Annotated in this window: 14 protein-coding genes and 2 riboswitches; of the genes, 5 read left to right on the top strand and 9 right to left on the bottom strand. The window is 69.3% G+C overall.

All coding sequences use genetic code 11. The annotated features are described in order from the left end of the window. Positions 1-147: 147 nt before the first annotated feature. Positions 148-2,058, bottom strand: coding sequence for a translational GTPase TypA (gene typA / locus ACWGSM_RS10665; protein WP_452322893.1), 1,911 nt, complete (start codon positions 2,056-2,058; stop codon positions 148-150). Positions 2,059-2,242: 184 nt separating this feature from the next. Here typA and ACWGSM_RS10670 point away from each other — a divergent pair, with 184 nt between their 5' ends. Then, a complete protein-coding gene (locus ACWGSM_RS10670; protein ID WP_452322894.1) occupies positions 2,243-3,007 on the top strand; it encodes a CPBP family intramembrane glutamic endopeptidase in 765 nt (254 codons plus the stop codon). Positions 3,008-3,016: 9 nt separating this feature from the next. Here ACWGSM_RS10670 and ACWGSM_RS10675 read toward each other — a convergent pair whose 3' ends face one another. From ACWGSM_RS10675 to gcvT, 8 genes are all read right to left on the bottom strand, one after another. After that, a complete protein-coding gene (locus ACWGSM_RS10675) occupies positions 3,017-3,586 on the bottom strand; it encodes a PH domain-containing protein (protein WP_452322895.1) in 570 nt (189 codons plus the stop codon). Further along, a complete protein-coding gene (locus ACWGSM_RS10680; RefSeq protein ID WP_452322896.1) occupies positions 3,583-5,232 on the bottom strand; it encodes a dipeptide ABC transporter ATP-binding protein in 1,650 nt (549 codons plus the stop codon). Before ACWGSM_RS10680 ends, ACWGSM_RS10675 begins: the two co-directional genes overlap by 4 nt. Continuing rightward, positions 5,229-6,170 (bottom strand): ABC transporter permease, encoded by a 942-nt coding sequence (locus ACWGSM_RS10685; RefSeq protein ID WP_452322897.1) that lies wholly within the window; start codon positions 6,168-6,170, stop codon positions 5,229-5,231. Before ACWGSM_RS10685 ends, ACWGSM_RS10680 begins: the two co-directional genes overlap by 4 nt. After that, positions 6,157-7,089 carry an ABC transporter permease gene (locus ACWGSM_RS10690; RefSeq protein WP_452322898.1) on the bottom strand — a complete coding sequence of 311 codons (933 nt, stop codon included), beginning with the start codon at positions 7,087-7,089 and terminating at the stop codon, positions 6,157-6,159. Before ACWGSM_RS10690 ends, ACWGSM_RS10685 begins: the two co-directional genes overlap by 14 nt. 96 nt (positions 7,090-7,185) lie before the next feature. Continuing rightward, on the bottom strand, positions 7,186-8,823 hold the full coding sequence (locus tag ACWGSM_RS10695) for a peptide ABC transporter substrate-binding protein (RefSeq protein WP_452322899.1): 1,638 nt from the start codon (positions 8,821-8,823) through the stop codon (positions 7,186-7,188). Between the two features lie 168 nt (positions 8,824-8,991). After that, positions 8,992-11,829 carry an aminomethyl-transferring glycine dehydrogenase gene (gcvP, locus tag ACWGSM_RS10700; RefSeq protein WP_452322945.1) on the bottom strand — a complete coding sequence of 946 codons (2,838 nt, stop codon included), beginning with the start codon at positions 11,827-11,829 and terminating at the stop codon, positions 8,992-8,994. A 56-nt stretch (positions 11,830-11,885) separates the two neighbouring features. Beyond that, complete coding sequence (gene gcvH / locus ACWGSM_RS10705) at positions 11,886-12,281, bottom strand: glycine cleavage system protein GcvH (RefSeq protein WP_452322900.1); 396 nt, start codon at positions 12,279-12,281, stop codon at positions 11,886-11,888. After that, positions 12,278-13,441, bottom strand: a complete 1,164-nt coding sequence (gene gcvT / locus ACWGSM_RS10710; protein ID WP_452322901.1) for a glycine cleavage system aminomethyltransferase GcvT — start codon at positions 13,439-13,441, stop codon at positions 12,278-12,280. The genes gcvH and gcvT overlap by 4 nt, the downstream gene beginning before the upstream one ends. A gap of 53 nt (positions 13,442-13,494) precedes the next feature. Next, positions 13,495-13,602, bottom strand: a riboswitch (glycine riboswitch). 1 nt (position 13,603) lies between these two features. Continuing rightward, positions 13,604-13,697, bottom strand: a riboswitch (glycine riboswitch). A gap of 50 nt (positions 13,698-13,747) precedes the next feature. On the opposite strand from gcvT, the gene ACWGSM_RS10715 reads away from it, so the two are divergent. The 4 genes from ACWGSM_RS10715 (at position 13,748) to nadC (ending at position 18,174) form a co-directional block, all read left to right on the top strand. After that, on the top strand, positions 13,748-14,413 hold the full coding sequence (locus ACWGSM_RS10715; RefSeq protein WP_452322902.1) for an NUDIX hydrolase: 666 nt from the start codon (positions 13,748-13,750) through the stop codon (positions 14,411-14,413). Positions 14,414-14,519: 106 nt separating this feature from the next. Then, positions 14,520-15,818, top strand: coding sequence for a quinolinate synthase NadA (gene nadA / locus ACWGSM_RS10720; RefSeq protein WP_452322903.1), 1,299 nt, complete (start codon positions 14,520-14,522; stop codon positions 15,816-15,818). Further along, the gene (nadB, locus tag ACWGSM_RS10725; RefSeq protein WP_452322904.1) at positions 15,815-17,326 is read left to right on the top strand and encodes an L-aspartate oxidase; all 1,512 of its coding nucleotides are present in this window, start codon (positions 15,815-15,817) and stop codon (positions 17,324-17,326) included. Before nadA ends, nadB begins: the two co-directional genes overlap by 4 nt. Beyond that, positions 17,323-18,174, top strand: a complete 852-nt coding sequence (nadC, locus tag ACWGSM_RS10730) for a carboxylating nicotinate-nucleotide diphosphorylase (RefSeq protein WP_452322905.1) — start codon at positions 17,323-17,325, stop codon at positions 18,172-18,174. The genes nadB and nadC overlap by 4 nt, the downstream gene beginning before the upstream one ends. Position 18,175: the final 1 nt, after the last annotated feature.

Raw genomic sequence — 18,175 nt, forward strand, 5'->3', positions numbered from 1 at the left:
CTGCCCTCATCTGGACAGAACGTGCGCGCTTCCCGGGAATGACGCGCCGTCACGCTCGGGAAAGTGTGTTATGCGTTCGTTACCTTGGTGTCCACAGAACGACGAAGACCCCGGCACCGGGCCGGGGTCTTCGTTCAGTCGAGCAGGTCAGGCGTTGGCGTCCTGACGCTTCAGACGCGACGCCTCGCGACCGCGAGTCGTCTGGTCGAGGATCACCTTGCGGATGCGCACGACCTCGGGCGTCACCTCGACGCACTCGTCGTCGCGAGCGAACTCGAGGCTCTCCTCGAGCGAGAGCTCCCGCGGCGGCGTCATCGACTCGAACGTGTCGGCCGTGGCCGAGCGCATGTTGGTGAGCTTCTTCTCCTTGGTGATGTTCACGTCCATGTCGTCGTTGCGGGAGTTCTCACCGATCACCATGCCCTCGTAGACCTCTTGCGTGGGCTTGACGAAGAACGACATGCGCTCCTGCAGTGCGATCATGGCGAACGGCGTCACGACGCCGGAGCGGTCGGCGACGATCGAGCCGTTCTGGCGCGTGGTGATCTGCCCCGCCCACGGCTCGTAGCCGTGCGAGATGCTGTTGGCGATGCCGGTGCCGCGCGTGGTGGTCAAGAACTCGGTGCGGAAGCCGATCAGCCCGCGCGCAGGCACGACGAACTCCATGCGCACCCATCCCGTGCCGTGGTTGGTCATACCCTCCATGCGGCCCTTGCGGTTTGCGAGCAGCTGCGTGATCGCGCCGAGGTACTCTTCAGGGGCGTCGATGGTGAGGTGCTCGAACGGCTCGTGGATCTTGCCGTCGATCTGCCTGGTGACCACCTGCGGCTTGCCGACGGTGAGCTCGAAGCCCTCACGACGCATGTTCTCGACGAGGATGGCCAGCGCCAGCTCACCGCGTCCCTGCACCTCCCAGGCATCCGGTCGCCCGATGTCGACGACCTTCAGCGAGACGTTTCCGATCAGCTCACGGTCGAGGCGGTCCTTGACCATGCGCGCGGTGAGCTTGTGGCCCTTGACCTTGCCCACCAGCGGCGAGGTGTTCGTGCCGATCGTCATCGAGATGGCCGGGTCGTCGACGTGGATCTGCGGAAGCGGACGCACGTCGTTCGGGTCGGCGATTGTCTCGCCGATCGTGATGTCGGCGAAGCCGGCGATGGCGACGATGTCGCCGGGGCCCGCGGACTCGGCCGGGTAGCGCTCGAGCGCACGCGTCATCAGCAGCTCGGTGATGCGGGCGCTGTTCGTGGTGCCGTCGGCGCGGACCCAGGCGACGGTCTGGCCCTTCTTCAGCGTGCCGTTGAACACGCGCAGCAGTGCGAGGCGGCCGAGGAACGGGCTGGAGTCGAGGTTGGTCACCCACGCCTGCAGGGGCGCCTCGTCGTCGTACGACGGCGCCGGGATGTGCTCGAGGATCGCCCCGAACAGCGGCTCGAGGTCGTCGTTGTCGGGCAGCTCGCCGTTGGCGGGTCGGTTGCGCGAAGCGGCGCCGGCGCGGCCGGACGCATAGACGACGGGCACGTCGAGAAGGGCGTCGACATCGAGATCGGGCACGTCGTCGACGAGATCGGATGCCAGGCCCAGCAGCAGGTCCTGCGCCTCGGCCTCGACCTCGGCGATGCGCGCGTCGGGCCGGTCGGTCTTGTTGACCAGAAGGATGACGGGGAGTTTCGCCTCGAGCGCCTTGCGCAGCACGAAACGGGTCTGCGGCAGCGGACCCTCGGACGCGTCCACCAGCAGCACGACGCCGTCGACCATCGACAGGCCGCGCTCGACCTCGCCGCCGAAGTCGGCGTGGCCCGGGGTGTCGATCACGTTGATCGTGACGGGCTTCTCGGCGTGGATGCCCTTGTACGTGATCGCGGTGTTCTTCGCGAGGATCGTGATGCCCTTTTCGCGTTCCAGATCACCGGAGTCCATGGAGCGCTCTTCAAGGTGTGCGTGCTCGCCGAACGAGCCGGTCTGGCGCAGCATGGCCTCGACGAGCGTGGTCTTGCCGTGGTCGACGTGTGCGACGATCGCGACGTTTCGGAGGTCGGAGCGGAGGGCGTGCGCCATTCAAGAAGTCCAATGCGGATGGTTGTGGGATGGGATGCCGCGTGTGCCGAATGAACGAGAGCGACGTTCCAGAATAGCGCACGCTCTCTGGACAGTGCCTGACGCCTTCGAATCGCTGGCATGGCGCCGTGGGCCCAGGTGCCGCCGATTGAGCGATCCGAACGGTGCATCTACCATCGAGAGGGTGACGGCGACCAGGACGCGGCTGTGGTGGGAGATCGGCATCGTCCTCGCTCTCGGGCTCGGACAGTCGGCGGTGTACGCCATCGTGCAGCTCGCCTACCGCCTCACCGACTCCACTCCCCTGGCCGATCAGACCGCGACCCTGAACCCGTCGCGCAGCGACCGCGAGGTGTTCGACCTCATCTATCAGATGCTCTCGATCGGCTTCGGGATCGTGCCGGTGCTGCTGGTCTGCTTCCTGCTCTGGCGGTCGCGCCGGCCGCACCTCGGGATGCTCGGGCTCGACGGCACGAGAACCGCACGCGACGTCGGCTGGGGATTCGGCCTGGTGGCCGCGATCGGCGTCCCCGGGCTGGGTCTTTATCTCACCGGCCGTGCGCTCGGCTGGTTCGTGGCCGTCGACCCCGCCGGACTCGACGCCCACTGGTGGACGGTGCCGATCCTGCTGCTGTCGGCGGCCCGGGCATCCCTCCAGGAGGAGTTCGTGGTGCTCGGCTACCTGTTCGCCAGGCTCCGGCAGCTCGGCTGGGGCGCCTGGCCGATCATCGTCGCGACCAGCGTGCTGCGCGCGACCTACCACCTCTACCAGGGTCCGGGGGCCTTCGTCGGCAACCTCGCGATGGGGCTGCTGTTCGGCTGGCTGTTCGCCCGCACCGGGCGCCTGCTGCCGTTCCTCGTCGCGCACTTCGCGATCGACGCGCTCGTCTTCGTCGGCTACCCGTGGGCTGCCGCGACGTGGCCCGCCCTGTTCGGCCTGCCGGGCTGAGCGATCGGCTCAGCCGCGGGTGACCAGAACGGCCACCACGGCCCAGGCGACGATCACCAGCAGGGCGGCGATCGCCGGGATGTCCCATCCGCGCCGCACGGGCGGTACCGGCGCGACGGGCACGGCGTTCGCCTTCGTCTTGCGCAGCGCCGCGACGGCATCATCGGCACGCCCGTTGGCGTCCTCCTTGGTGCGCCCCGGACCGAGCCGCTGGGGGCGGCGCGTGGCCGGCCCGCCGAAGCAGGTCACCAGCGAGCCGTCGTCGAGGGTGATCTCGATCTGCCAGCGCATCCGGATCTGCGCCACCCGCGCCCAGGGCGCGAAGGTGGTGCGCAGCAGGTTCTGCACGAACACGCCGTCCGCCGCCGCGCGCACCCGGGATGCCACGCCGAGCACGTACACGGCCCAGAGCACGAGCAGGGGCCACGGAGCCAGCAGCACCGCCGTGATCGCATCGGTGCGCACCGCGGCGTCGATCAGCAGCACCGCCGAGAGGATCGAGCAGATCACCAGCAGCGCCACCCCGCCCCGGTTGCGGAGCGAGGCGGCGCCGGCTGGTGTCGCGGGCTCGGATGTCACAGACCGACGCCGCCCAGCGGCAGCGACGCGCCGGGGATGGCGTCGAGCAGGCGACGCGTGTACTCCTCCTGCGGGCTGGAGAAGATCGAGTCCACCGTGCCCTGCTCGACGATCCTGCCCTTCTCCATCACGCAGACCAGGTCGGCCGCGACACGCACGACCGCGAGGTCGTGCGTGATGAACAGGTAGGTAAGCCCGAGGTCGTTCTGCAGGTCCGACAGCAGGTGCAGGATCTGGTCCTGCACGAGCACGTCGAGCGCCGAGACCGCTTCGTCGAGCACGACGATGTCCGGCTTGAGGGCCAGCGCGCGGGCGATCGCCACGCGCTGACGCTGACCACCCGACAGCTCGTTCGGGTACCGCTCGGCGAGCTCCCGCGGCAGCGACACCTGGTCAAGCAGCTCGAGCGAGCGCTTGTGCTGCTCGTCGCGCGTGCCGATGCCGTGCACGTGCAGCGGCTCGCTGATGAGGTTGCCGATGCTGCGCAGCGGGTCGAGCGATCCGTACGGATCCTGGAACACCGGCTGCATGCGCCGGCGCAGTGCGAAGACCTCCGCACGTGACATGGTGCTCGTCGCCTCGCCGTCGATGAAGATCTCACCGTCGGTCGGCTTCTCGAGCTGCAGCAGCATCTTCGCCACCGTCGACTTGCCCGATCCCGACTCGCCCACCAGCGCGAGCGTCTTGCCCCGCGGGATCGAGAACGAGACGCCGTCCACCGCGAGGAACTTCTCGCTGCGCAGACCACCGCTGCGGATGGAGTACTGCTTGACGAGGTCGCGCACCTCCACCACGGCGGGCGCCGTGCTCAGGGGCTCCTCCTCGCGGGTCGACACGGTGCCGATCCGCTTCGAGGCGAGGCTGGGCGCCGCAGCGACCAGGCGCTGCGTGTACGGGTGCTGCGGCCGCGAGAGGATCTCGGCGCTGGGGCCGGCCTCGACGATCTCACCCTGGTTCATCACGATGATCCGGTCTGCACGGTCACCGGCCAAGCCGAGGTCGTGCGTGATCAGCAGCACCGATGTGCCGCGCTCGCTGGTCAGGCTCGCCAGGTGATCGAGGATCACCCGCTGCACCGTCACGTCGAGTGCGCTGGTCGGCTCGTCGGCGATCAGCAGCTGAGGGTCGGCGGCCAGGCCGATGCCGATCAGCGCGCGCTGTCGCATACCGCCCGAGAACTGGTGCGGGAACTGGTGCATGCGACGAGCGGCGTCGGCGAGACCCGCCTGCTGCAGCACCTCGACGGCGCGGTCGTGCACCTCCTGGCGCCCCTGTGCCAGGCCGTTCGCCCGCACGGCCTCCTTGACCTGGAAGCCGATCGACCACACGGGGTTGAGGTTCGACATCGGGTCCTGGGGGACGTAGCCGATCTCACGCCCGCGGATGTGCTCGAGCTCGGCCCGCTTCGCGGTCGTGAGCTCGCGCCCGTCGAGCGTGATGCTGCCGCCGGTGACGTGCCCGGTGCCGGGAAGCAGGCCGATGATGGCCGCAGCGGTCGTGGACTTGCCCGATCCGGACTCCCCCACGATCGCCAGCGTCTCGCCGGCCATCATGTCGAAGTTCACGCCGTGCAGCACTTCGCGGATCTTCTTGCCGCTGCGGAATGCGACGCGCAGGTCGCGCACGCTGAGCAGAGGTTCGGTCATCGCTGAGCCCTCGCCTTCGGGTCGACGGCGTCGCGCAGCAGCTCGCCGAGCGTGACGAATGCCAGCACGGTGATGGTCAGGGCCAGCGACGGCCAGAACAGCGCCATCGGCGCGGTGCGGATGTTGGTCTGTGCCTGGCTGATGTCCAGGCCCCACGACATCGTGCCGCTGAGCCCGACGCCCAGGAACGACAGCGTCGCCTCGGCGACGATGGCGCCCGCGAGCGCCAGCGTGGCGACAACGATGACGGGAGCCATCGCATTGGGAAGCACGTGCACGAGCAGCGTCTTGAACTTCGACATGCCGATCGACTCGGCGCCCATCACGAAGTCCGCCTGCTTCACCCGCAGCACCTCGGCGCGCATGATGCGCGCCGTCGACGCCCAGGCGAAGCCGCCGATCGCGAAGGCCAGCACGACCTCGTTGCGCTCCGGCAGCACCGACATCACCACGATCGCGGCGATGATGTACGGGATCGTGAAGAAGATGTCGCCCACGCGCGAGAGCACGGAGTCGAGCCACCCGCCGTAGAAGCCCGCCAGTGCGCCCATGATGATTCCCACGATGGTGCTGATGAGGGTCGCCAGTGCACCCACGATGAGCGAGGTGCGGGTTCCCCAGATGGTGCGCGAGTACACGTCGCAGCCCTGGCGGGTGAAGCCGAGCGGATGCCCCGCCTCGGGCCCCTTGTTGCTCTTCGTCAGCACGCAGCCGTCGGCCGGCGGCACGTTGGTGAACAGGCTCGGCGCGAGTGCGACGATGACGACCAGCAGCACGAAGGCCGCCGATATCCAGAACAGCGGACGCCGACGCAGGTCGCGCCACGCATCCAGCCACAGGTTGCTCGGCTTGGCGTCGATGCGCACGACATCGACGGGCACCGATGTGGTGTCCGCGGGCGCGACGTAGTGGCCGCGGTCGAGGTCAGGTCGAGACATAGCGGATCCTCGGATCGAGCAGGCCGTAGAGAAGGTCCACGACGAGGTTGATGAGCACGTACACGACGACGAACACCGTCACGAACGACACGACCGTGGGATTCTCACCGCGGATGATCGCTTGATAGAGGGTGTTGCCCACTCCGGGCACGTTGAAGATGCCCTCGGTCACCGTCGCGCCGACCATGAGGACGCCGAAAACGGTTCCGAGGTCGGTGACCATCGGGATGAGTGAGTTGCGCAGCACGTGCACGGGGATGACGCGACTGCGCGACAGGCCCTTGCTGTACGCCGTGCGCACCCAGTCCTGACCGAGGGTCTCGATCGTGGAAGCACGGGTGAGCCGCATGCTGGTGGCGTAGACGCTGAAGCCCAGCACGATGGCAGGCAGCCAGAGATCGCCCCAGTCGTTGCGCGCACCGACAGTGGGTCTGAACCAGCCCAGCTGCACGGCGAGGAAGTACTGCGCGAGGAACGACAGCACGAAGATCGGCACGGCGATGAAGATCAGCGCCAGCACGAGCATCGAGTTGTCGAACGCGCCACCCTTGTCGAGGGCGGAGAACAGGCCGATGATGATCGCGAGCACGAATGCGATGGCGACCGCCATGACCGCGAGGCGCAGCGTGATCGGGAACGTGCGCGCCAGGATGTCGGTGACGGACTGGCCCGAGAAGCTCGTGCCGAAGTCGAGCCGGAAGATACCGGCGATGTAGTAGCCGTACTGCACGATGAACGGCTCGTCGAGGTGGTACTCGGCGCGAAGCCGCTCGAGCACCGCCGGGTTCGGCTGCTTGTCGCCGAACAGTCCGGCGATCGGGTCGCCGGGCATGGCGAAGACCATGAAGTAGATCAGCAGGGTGGCTCCGAAGAACACGGGGATCGCCTGCAGGATCCGTCTGAGGATGTAAAAGGCCACCCTCGACCTCCCTTCGGGTACGGGGCGCGGATCACACGCCTCGAGGGCAAAGATGACGAGGCGGTGGTGCGAGCACCACCGCCTCGTCGCGAAGGGTTACTCCGCCTTCTTCTTCTCGATCTGCGAGAAGAGCGGAACGGAGTTCCAGCCGAACTTCACGTTCTCGACGTTCTCGCCGTAGCCGCCGACGACGTTCGAGTACCACAGGGGCATGGCGGGCAGATCCTGGAGGAGGATCTCCTGAGCCTGCTGGTACAGCTTGTTCGCCGCCTTCGGGTCGGTCTCGGACACGCCCTCCGACAGCAGCTTGTCGAACTCGGGGTTCGAGTAGTCACCGTCGTTGGAGCCTGCGTTGGTCGCGTACAGCGGTCCGAGGAAGTTGTACAGACCCGGGTAGTCGGCCTGCCATCCCGTGCGGAAGGCGGTCTCGATCGTGCGGTCGGTGACCTTGGTGCGCAGCTCCTTGAAGGTCGGGTAGGGAGCACCCGATGCGTCGATGCCGAGCGTGTTCTTGATCGAGTTCGTGGTCGCGTCGACCCAGGCCTGGTGGCCGCCGTCGGCGTTGTACGCGATCTGGAATGTGCCGCTCCACGGGCTGATCTTGTCGGCCTCGGCCCACAGCTCCTTGGCCTTCTTCTCGTTGAACTCGAGCACCTCGGCGCCCTTGAGCTCGTCGCTCCAGCCGTCGATGACCGGCGAGGTGAAGTCGCTGGCCGGGGTGCGGGTGCCCTGGAAGATCACGTCCGTGATCTCCTTGCGGTTGATCGCCATCGACAGCGCCTGGCGACGCAGCTTGCCCTCTTCGCCGCCGAAGTGCGCGAGGCGCTCGGGGATGGTGAAGGACTGGAAGATGGCTGCCGGCTGGTTGACCGCGCGGTCGCCCAGGTCGGACTCGTAGTTGCCGAAGGCCGAGTCCGGGATGGCGTCGAGGACGTCGAGCTCGTCGGCGAGCAGGTCGTTGTACGCGGCGTCCTGCGAGGCGTAGAAGACGATCTCGAGACCGCCGTTCGCCGCCTTGTTCGGGCCGTCGTAGTCGGGGTTGGCGACGAGGTTGATGCCCACGTCGTGCTTCCAGGAGCCCTCACCGTCGAGCATGTAGGAGCCGTTGCCGATCGGGTTCTCGCCGAAGGCCTCCATGTCCTCGAACGCGACGTCGGGGAGCGGGTAATAGGCCGAGTAGCCGAGGCGCTGCGCGAAGTCGGCGGCCGGCTTGTTGAGCTTGATCGTGAAGGTGTGGTCGTCGACCTGCTTCAGGCCGGTCAGCTCGGAGTCCTCGTCGTAGCTGAAGCCCTCGATGTCCTCGAAGAAGTAGCTGGAGAGCTGCTCGTTCGACGCCAGTGCGCCGTAGTTCCACGCCTTGATGAAGTTGTCGGCGGTGACCTCTTCACCGTCGGTGAACTTCAGGCCCTTGCGCAGTTTGACCGTGATGTTCTGCGGGTCATCGACGCTGATGTCTTCGGCGACCTCGTTGAACACCTTGCCGTCGGCCTCGTAGCCGATGAGTCCGGCGAAGATCGCGTCGAGGATCTTGCCACCACCGGTCTCGTTGGTGTTGGTCGGGATCAGCGGGTTCTGAGGTTCAGAGCCGTTGACCTTGATGATCGCGGACGCATCGGCGCTCGAGGAGCCCTTGTCTGCGTCGGGCGAATCGCCGCTGCTTGCGCAGCCGGAGAGTGCCAGGGCACTCGCCGCGAGCAGCGCAATGCCCGCGAGGGTGATCTTGTTGTGCTTCACAGTGTCCTCCTGTGGACCGGGACAAGCACGCGCTCGACACCGAACGCGCTCAGGTTCGATCCTAGGTCCCGTCGGGGATGGCGCCAGCACGCCCGAAGAACTGTTATGCACCCTTAACCGAATCACCCCCGCCGCGACTGCGACAGGGGTGATCTCGAGAGGCTGATATCAGGCGAACGCCTCGATGGGCGGGCAGGCGCACACGAGGTTGCGGTCGCCGTAGGCCTGATCGATGCGCCGCACCGGCGGCCAGTACTTCGCCGAGATCAGCGCGCGCACCGGGTATGCGGCCACCTCGCGCGGGTAGGCGTGCTCCCACTCCCCCGTGATGAGGGATGCCGCGGTGTGCGGCGCGTTCACGAGCGGGTTGTCGTCGGCGGGCCAGGTGCCGGCGGCCACGGCATCCGCCTCCGTCCTGATCTGGATCATCGCCTCGATGAAGCGATCGACCTCGGCGATGTCCTCGGACTCGGTCGGCTCGACCATCAGCGTGCCGGCGACGGGGAACGACATCGTCGGCGCGTGGAATCCGTAGTCGATCAGACGCTTCGCGACGTCGTCGACCGTGATTCCGGTCGCCTCCCGCAGCGGGCGCAGGTCGAGGATGCACTCGTGCGCGACCCGGTCGTTCTTGCCGGTGTACAGCACCGGGTAGTGGTCGCGCAGACGGTGGGCGATGTAGTTCGCCGACAGCACCGCCGCCGCAGTGGCGCTGCGCAGGCCCTCGGCCCCCATCATCCGCACGTACGCCCATGAGATCGGCAGGACGCCGGCCGACCCGTACGGCGCACCCGAGACCGGGCCGCCGTCGAACACGTAGCCGCCGGCGTGCTCGCTCTTCTGCGCCTGCGGGTGGCCTGGCAGGTAGGGCGCGAGGTGTGCCTTGGCCGCCACCGGGCCGATGCCGGGCCCGCCGCCGCCGTGCGGGATGGCGAACGTCTTGTGCAGGTTGAGGTGCGACACGTCGCCGCCGAGGTCGCCGAAGCGCGCGTAGCCGAGCAGCGCGTTGAGGTTCGCACCGTCGACGTACACCTGGCCGCCGGCGTCGTGCACCGCGGAGTTGATGTCGACCACCTGCTGCTCGTACACGCCGTGGGTCGACGGGTAGGTGATCATCAGCGCCGACAGCGTGTCGGAGTGCTGGGCGATCTTCGCGCGCAGGTCGTCGAGGTCGACGTTGCCGAACTCGTCGGTGCCCACGACCACGACCTTCATGCCGGCGAGCACCGCGGACGCGGCGTTGGTGCCGTGTGCCGAGCTCGGGATGAGGCACACGTCGCGGTGCGTGTCGCCGTTCGCGTGGTGGTAGCCGCGGATCGCGAGCAGCCCGGCCAGCTCACCCTGCGAGCCGGCGTTCGGCTGCAGCGAGACGGCGTCGTACCCGGTGACCTCGGCGAGCCACCCCTCGAGCTGGTCGATCATCGCGAGCGAGCCCTCGACATCCTCCGCCGGGGCGAAGGGGTGCAGCTGGGCGAACTCCGGCCATGTGATGGCCGCCATCTCAGTCGCCGCGTTGAGCTTCATCGTGCACGAGCCGAGCGGGATCATGCCGCGATCGAGCGCGTAGTCGCGGTCGGCGAGCTGCTTGAGGTAGCGCATCATGGCCGTCTCGGAGCGGTGCGAGTGGAAGACCGGATGTGTGAGGTACTCGTCGTCGCGCAGCAGGGCCTCGGGCAGCGCGTCATCGCCGACCATGAAGCCGAAGACGCGCTCCTCCTTGCCGCCGAAGAGCACCGCGACGCGGTGCAAGTCGGTGAACGTGGTGGTCTCGTCGACCGAGATGCCGACGGTGTCGGCATCCACCCCGCGCAGCAGGATGCCCTGGGCGTGCGCCTTCGTGACGACGGCGTCGGCAGAACCCGGGACTCGCACGGTGATCGTGTCGAAGAACGCGTCGTGCACGATCTCGGCGCCGGCTTCGACGAGCCAGTCGCGCAGCACGGTCGCCTTGCCGGCGACCTCGGCCGCGATCGCACGCAGGCCGTCGGGCCCGTGGTAGACCGCGTACATCGAGGCCATCACGGCCAGCAGCACCTGCGCGGTGCAGATGTTCGACGTGGCCTTCTCGCGGCGGATGTGCTGCTCGCGCGTCTGCAGCGAGAGGCGGTAGGCCGGGTAGCCGGACGCGTCGACCGAGACGCCGACGAGGCGGCCGGGCAGCTGGCGCTCGAGGCCGGCGCGCACCGCCATGTAGCCGGCGTGCGGTCCGCCGAAGCCCATCGGCACGCCGAAGCGCTGGGTCGTGCCCACGCCGACGTCGGCGCCGAGCGAGCCCGGTGAGCGCAGCAGCGTCAGGGCGAGCAGGTCGGCCGCCGCCACGACGATGCCCTTCGCGAGGTGCGCAGCGTCGATCACGGCGCTCGGGTCCCACACCTGGCCTGAGGCACCCGGGTACTGCACGAGCACGCCGAACAGCTCGTCGGGAAGCTGCTCGCCGCCGGCGAGGTCGCGCTCGACGAGCTCCACGCCCACGGCATCCGCCCGGGTGCGCAGCAGCGCCTTGGTCTGCGGAAGTGCGTCGGCGTCGACGACGAACACGTTCGACTTCGACTTCGACGCGCGTCGTGCCAGCAGCATGCCCTCGGCGACCGCGGTCGACTCGTCGAGCATCGACGCGTTGGCGGTCGAGAGCCCGGTGAGGTCGGCGACCATCGTCTGGAAGTTGATCAGCGCCTCCAGGCGCCCCTGCGAGATCTCGGGCTGGTAAGGCGTGTAGGCCGTGTACCAGGACGGGTTCTCGAGCACGTTGCGCTGGATGACCGACGGCGTCAGCGTGCCGTAGTAGCCCAGGCCGATCATCGGACGGTTCACGGTGTTGCGGCTCGCGAGGGCTCGCAGCTCGGCGAGAGCCTCGGCCTCGCTCGCCGCGGCCGGGATGATCGAGTCGTCGGATGGGCCGGTGAAGATGGATGCCGGCACGGCCTGGCGCATGAGCGCCTCGATGGGCTCCTCGGCGGTCGGGTCCTCCGAGGATCCGGCGGCCGTCAGCCCGAGAGCGGCGAGCATCCGCTCGCGCGCCTCGGACGTGATGCCGATGTGGCGATCAGCGAAAGAGGTCACTCTCACGCCTCCGTGTGCGCCACGTAGGCGTCGCGGTCGAGCAGACCGTCGAGGGCCCCCTCGGCGACCTCGACCTTGATCAGCCACGCGTCGCCGAACGGCGCGGAGTTCAGCAGCGCGGGGTCGTCGACGACGGCGTCGTTGATCTCGACGACCGTGCCGGTGACGGGGGCGTACAGCTCGGAGACCGACTTGGTCGACTCCGCCTCGCCGAACACGTCGCCGCGGGTCAGCTCGGCGCCGACCTCGGGCAGCTCGACGAACACGATGTCGCCGAGCGCGTCAGCGGCGAAGTCGGTGATCCCGATCGTCGCCATCTGGTTTCCTGAGCCTGTCGACGGGTCGACGGCGACCCACTCGTGCTCTTCGCTGTACTTGAGGGCGGTGAGATCGGTCATTTCTTCCTCCGGTAGAAAGGCAGGGCGGTGCGGGTGGCGGGGATCTTCGTCCCCCGGACATCGAGGAACAGGTCGACTCCGTCTTCGGCGGATGAGGGGTCGACGTAGGCCATCGCGATCGGGTGGCCGAGCGTGGGGCTGAGGGCGCCGCTGGTGATCTCACCGACGACGGTGCCGTCCTCGAGCACGACGGGGTACCCGGCACGTCCGGCGCGGCGCCCCTCGGCGGTCAGGCCGATCAGGGTGCGGCCGGCCTGCGCGCCGACTCCCGCAGTGCCGGCGGCGAGGGCGTCCTTGCCGACGAAGCGCTCCTTGTCCGCGACGACCACGCGGCCGAGGCCGGCCTGCGCCGGCACGATCTCGCGGGTCAGCTCGTGACCGTAGAGTGGCATCCCCGCCTCGAGGCGCAGCGTGTCGCGTGCGGCGAGACCAGCGGGTACGAGGCCATGCGATTCGCCCGCCTCGAGCACGACGTCCCACAGGGCGGCGGCGTCGCCGGCATCCACCAGCAGCTCGAAGCCGTCCTCTCCGGTGTAGCCGGTGCGCGCGAGCAGCAGCGGCCTGCCGGCGAAGGTCGCGCTCGCCCAGGAGTAGTACTTCTGCTCGTCCCACGGCACGCTGAGCTCGTCGATGCCGTCGATCGCGGCGACGATCTCTGCGGCCTTGGGTCCCTGCACGGCGATCAGGCCGTAGCCGTCCGAGACGTCCTCCAGGGCGACGTCGCCGTCGACCTGCTCGACGCGGGCGACGAGCGCCTCGCGCACGGCATCCCGATTGCCGGCGTTCGAGATGATGAGGAAATCGTCGTCCTGCAGCCGATAGACGATGACGTCGTCGATGATGCCGCCGTCCTCGCCGAGCAGCAGCGAGTACTTCGCCTTGCCGACGCTCATCGCCGACAGGCGTCCGGCGAGGGCGTAGTCGAGATAGTCGGCGGCAGCGGCACCTCGCACCGTGAACTCGGCCATGTGCGAGATGTCGAACACACCGGCGGCCTCACGGACGGCGTGATGCTCGGCGAGGTCCGACGTGTAGCGGACGGGCATCTGCCAGCCGCCGAAGTCGGTGAAGGACGCTCCGAGCGCCTCATGGCGTTCGCGCAGCGGGGTGTCTCTGCTGGTCGACGGCGCGCTCTCGCGCGGCGCGATGGGTTCGGTCATGGAGTTCTCCCGGTCAGGATCGGGTAGGACGACGTCGTCGGCATCCTCGGAACTCCCCCTCTGTCATCGGGCCTGAGAGCTTCGCCACCGCCACCGGCTGGAAGAGCAGGTGGCGAGGCTTTCACCGTCGGCGGATGCGTGAGCATCTCTTTTCAGAGCGGCCGGACCGGGGCGGTAGGGGTACCTGAGAGATTGGCGGGGAGGCTTGCTCCTTCGGTGCCCGATCGCGTTCATCGGGCTCTCCCGCACGAGTCATGCGGCCTGTGTTCGATTAGGCCTCCCAGCATACCGTCTAGGCTCGTCGATGTGAGTGGCACGACCGGTGACAGGGCCGCGATCGGCGTCGCCGTGTCGACGGTGATCTTCTCGCTGCGCAGCGCCGACGAGGGCGAGCGCCTCATGCTCCCGCTCGTGCGGCGCACGCGCGAGCCGCATCTCGGCTGGTGGGCGCTGCCCGGCGGGTGGCTGGATCCGGCGGAGGACCTGGATGCCGCGGCATCCCGCACCCTCGCCGAGACCACCGCCCTGCAGCCGAGCTACCTCGAGCAGCTGTACACCTTCGGCGACGTGGACCGCTCCCCCTCGCGCACCATCTCGATCGTCTACTGGGCGCTGCTGCGCTCCGACCTCGTCGACGCGCAGCGTGCGCAGGCGGGCGCACCCGAGAACGTCGAGTGGTTCGATGTCGACACGTTGCCCCCGCTCGCCTTCGACCACAACCGCATCGCCGAGTATGCGCTGTGGCGGCTGCGCAACAAGGTGGCCTACAGTCGCATCGCCGCGGGCCTGCTGCCCGACGAGTTCACCCTCACCGAGCTGCGCGAGGTCTACGAGGCCGTGCTCGGTCAGCGTCTCGATCCGTCGAACTTCCGCCGCCTGCTGGAAGGATCGGACGAGCTCGTGCCCACCGATTCGTTCCGCACCGGCAAGCACCGCCCCGCGCGCCTCTACCGCTACGTCGCGCACGCCTGAACGCCGCCGCGCGGTCGACGCCCCGGCATCCGATTGCACTTCAGGTCGGATCGACCTAATCTGATCGCGGACAGTAAATGTCACAGCGACCAGAAGGCGATCCCGCATGTCTCCCCTCCGCACCATCGACCCGTCCGTCGACCACGCTCTGCAGGCGATCGTCACCGGCGCCTCGCTCGATCCGACGTGCAGCACCGACCTCGCCGCCGGCCCCTGGGACTTCGACTCCCGGCCCGGGTACGGCCCGGGATCGTCGATGGGCGACGTCATCCCGGTCGGAGCCCCGCGTCAGGGAGAGCTGCCGGCCGCCTACCGGGAGGCCGGGGAGGACGAGCTCGACGCGCGCATCCGCGCGGCGAAGCAGGCCCTCGGCGATCGCGTCGTGGTGCTCGGCCACTTCTATCAGCGCGAGGAGGTCGTGCGGCACGCCGACTACGTGGGCGACTCGTTCCAGCTCGCGAACGCGGCACTCGAGCATCCGGGCGCCGAGGCGATCGTCTTCTGCGGCGTGCACTTCATGGCCGAGACCGCCGACCTGCTCTCCGGCCCCGACCAGTCGGTGATCCTGCCCAACCTCGCCGCCGGGTGCTCGATGGCCGACATGGCCGACATCGACCAGGTCGAGGACTGCTGGGAGCAGCTCGCCGAGGTGCTCGGGCCGCTCGATGAGCCGGATGCCGAGGGCCTGCTGCCCGTGATCCCGGTGACGTACATGAACTCCTCGGCGGCCATCAAGGGATTCGTCGGCCGGCACGGCGGGATCGTATGCACGTCGTCGAACGCCGCGACGGTTCTGGAGTGGGCGTTCGCTCGCGGCCGTCGCGTGCTCTTCTTCCCCGATCAGCACCTCGGACGCAACACCGCGAAGGCGATGGGGGTGCCGCTGGAGCGGATGCCGATGTGGAACCCGCGTCGGCCGCTCGGCGGATCCCGCGCCGACGAGCTGCGCGACGGCCGGGTGATCCTCTGGCACGGCTTCTGCTCGGTGCATCGCCGGTTCACCGTCGACCAGATCGAGGGGGCCCGCGCCGAGCACCCCGGGGTGCGGGTCATCGTGCATCCGGAATGCCCGGTCGAGGTCGTCGACGCCGCGGATGAGGCAGGCTCGACCGACTACATCCGCAGGGCGATCGCCGGCGCGGCCGAGCCCACCACCTTCGCGATCGGCACGGAGATCAACCTCGTCCGGCGCCTCGCGGCGCAGCATCCGCAGCACGAGATCTTCTGTCTCGACCCGGTCGTGTGCCCCTGCTCGACCATGTACCGCATTCACCCCGGCTACCTCGCCTGGGTGCTGGAAGAGCTCGTCGCCGGCCGCGTGCAGAACCGCATCCGCGTCGCCGACGACGTCGCGCGGCCCGCCAAGGTCGCGCTCGAGCGCATGCTGGCGGCGCGACCGCGATGAACGTGATCGTCGTCGGTGGCGGCATCGCGGGGCTCACGACCGCCCTTCGGGCCGACGCTCTCGGTCACCGCGTGACCCTGCTCGCCAAGGGCACGCTCGGCGACGGCTGCACTCCGCACGCACAGGGCGGTATCGCCGGGGCGTACGGGGTGGGCGACTCCCCCGCGCTGCACGCTCTCGACACGCTGCAGGCCGGCGACGGTCACGGCGACGTTCTCGCCATCACCGCGCTGGTCGACGGGGCGCAGGCGGCGCTCACGGGGCTGATCGACGTCGGTGTCGCCTTCGACCGTGCACACGACGGCGGGCTCGCCCGCGGACTGGAGGCCGCGCACAGCCGGCCGCGCATCGCGCACGCCGGGGGCGACGCCACCGGAGCCGCCATCTCGGCGGCGCTGGTCGGGCGGCTGCGGGCGTCATCGGTGCAGGTGTGCGAGCGCCTCGTCGTCACACACCTGCTGACCTCCGGGGGCCGGGTGATCGGCATCCGCACGATCGACGGCGCGGAACTCGAGGCGGATGCCGTCGTGCTCGCCACCGGCGGTGCCGGCCGGCTCTACGCCCACACGACCAACCCCGGCGGCACCACCGGCGACGGCATCGCCCTGGCGCTGCGCGCGGGCGCGGCGGTGTCCGACCTGGAGTTCGTGCAGTTCCACCCGACGGTGCTGGCGGGCGAGCGGCCCTTCCTCATCTCGGAGGCGGTGCGCGGGGCGGGTGCGGTGCTGCGGGATGCCGCCGGATGCCGTTTCATGCTCGACGAGCATCCGGATGCCGAACTCGCCCCGCGCGACGTGGTCGCCAGGGCGGTGGCCCGGAAGGCCGGCGAGCAGGACGCGCCGGTGCTGCTCGATGCCACGCGGCTCGGCACGGTGACGCTCGCCGCCCGCTTCCCCACCATCGACGCCGAGCTGAGGCACCGCGGAATCGACTGGTCGCGGCATCCCGTGCCGGTGACACCGGCCGCGCACTACCTGATGGGCGGCATCACCACCGATGTCGATGGACGCACCTCCCTGCCCGGGCTGTGGGCGGTGGGCGAGACGGCGCGCACGGGAGTGCACGGTGCGAACCGGCTGGCGTCGAACTCGCTGCTCGAGGCTGCGGTGTTCGGCGCCCGCGCGGCCGACTCGCTCGCGCGGCCGGCGCGACCGACCCGGGCCCCTGGGCCTGCCGAAGGGCCCGCGGAGAACCAGGACGCCGGTCCCCATCGCGACGGGTCGGCGGGCTCGTCGGCCCGTCCGCCGTTCTCGCGAGCGGCACTGCAGCGGCTGATGTGGGACGAGGTGGGTCTGATCCGCACCGCGCAGGGGATGCGGGATGCCCTGGCCCAGCTTCACGCCTGGTCGGCACCAGCACCGACATCACCGGCTGCGCACGAAGACGCGAATCTGCTCACCGTGGCGCGCGCGGTGGCATCCGCCGCCCTCGCCCGCACCGACTCGCTCGGCGCGCATTCCCTGCTCTCGCCCACCTTGCCCTCGCACGCCCTGATCGGAGCCGCATGATCACGCCTGCCACCCTGCGACGCACGGTGTCCGCCGCCCTCGAAGAAGACGCACCGTGGGGCGATCTGACCAGCACGGCCCTGCTGCCCGCGTCAGCGCACGCGAGCGCCGATCTCGTCGCCCGCGAACCGGGTGTGTTCAGCGGCGGCGAGGTGTTCGCCGCGGCCTTCACCCTCACCGACCCGGGTGTGCAGGTCGACCTGCATGTCGCCGACGGCGACCGCTTCGAGACCGGCGACGCTCTCGCGTCGGTCAGCGGACCCGCGCGCAGCCTGCTGACCGCCGAGCGCGTCGCACTGAACTTCACGCAGCGGATGAGCGGCATCGCGACCCTCACGGCCGCCTACGTCGACGCCGTCGCCGGGACGGGCGTGCGCATCGCCGACACCCGCAAGACCACCCCGGGGCTGCGGGAATTCGAACGGCACGCGGTCGTCTCGGGCGGCGGAAGCAATCACCGCCGGTCGCTGTCCGACGCCGTGATGGCGAAGGACAACCATCTCGCCGTGCTGCGCCAGAGCGGGCAGGACCTCGCCACCGCGCTTCGCGAGGCGCTCGGCCGTCTGCCGCACACCACGCACGTCGTCGTGGAGGTCGACCGGGTCGATCAGATCCCCGCCGTGCTCGACGGCGGCGCCGACACGGTGCTGCTCGACAACTTCGCCCTCGACGATCTGCGCGCCGGCGTCGTCCTGATCGCCGGCCGGGCCGTCGCCGAGGCATCGGGTGGCGTGGCTCTCGACACGGTGCGCTCCATCGCCGAGACCGGTGTGCAGGTGATCTCGGTGGGTGCGCTCACGCACTCGGCCCGAGCCCTCGACCTCGGGCTCGATCTGCGAATCGACTGAC

The organism is Microbacterium sp. NPDC055521, from assembly GCF_053619695.1.